Origin of the sequence: Collinsella aerofaciens ATCC 25986 (assembly GCF_964239575.1) — a bacterium.
In the GTDB taxonomy this organism is placed as follows: Bacteria; Actinomycetota; Coriobacteriia; order Coriobacteriales; family Coriobacteriaceae; genus Collinsella; species Collinsella aerofaciens_BQ.
Genome location: NZ_CAXSQQ010000066.1, coordinates 1 through 794 on the forward strand (window position 1 = coordinate 1; position 794 = coordinate 794).

1 pseudogene is annotated in these 794 nt (G+C 61.1%); it reads right to left on the reverse strand.

The features are described from left to right. Positions 1–693, reverse strand: a pseudogene (locus ACESUZ_RS10110) (hypothetical protein); the annotation flags it as partial. Between the last annotated feature and the right edge of the window lie 101 nt (positions 694–794).

Here is a 794-nt window from a genome sequence, read left to right on the forward strand (position 1 = left end):
GGCGGTGTCGCCCGGGGCGGGGTCGCCCTTGGGCAGGACCGCGACCTGGACGGCCTGGACGGCGCGGCCGTAGCCAGCCGATCCGGCGTCGGCGCCGTCGCACGCCCAGCCCAGCCAGCCGAACTCCGCGGAGTGGACGCGGTACCAGACGGTGTAGCGGGCGGACAGCTCCCCGGACAGCCTGACCCTCAGGGCCTCGACGGCCCGGGACTGGCCGGTCGTGCCGGCGGTGCCGCCGTTGCCGACGGCGGGCTGCCAGCCGACGTTCGAGACGTGGGCCTCGACGGATACGGCATTTGCAATCTGTTCTTGAGAGGTGGCTCCATCCACTTCAAGTGAGATTTTTAGTGCCTCAAGATTCAAGCCCCTACCCGTGGTTCCGGCAACCTTACCCGAACCAACCGGATCCATCCAGCCAATATTCTGCACATGGGCAGAAACACTAACGTTTTTGACGGTGAGCTGATCGTTGGAGGCAGAATCAGCGGCAGCGGCTTCGTTAGTCTCCCCCGATAAGACCTGCTGCGCGTCTTGAGGCTCGCTATCTACGGAGCCAGCATCCGATTCTTGCCCCTCAGAGATAGGCTCAACTTGATTGGAAGTAGAGCCTTCAAGATGAAAGCTGTTTGAATCATCAGATCCGTCAATTGAATAATCGGCATATGCAGCAGTCACGGCCCATGATTGACTCATGAACAACGCGATAACCACAAGTATAGACGATATGAGAAAGCCATTGGGGTCGCCTCCCCCGCGGCGCAGCTTCTTTCCGCGGGCTCAGGGTGCCACAATGG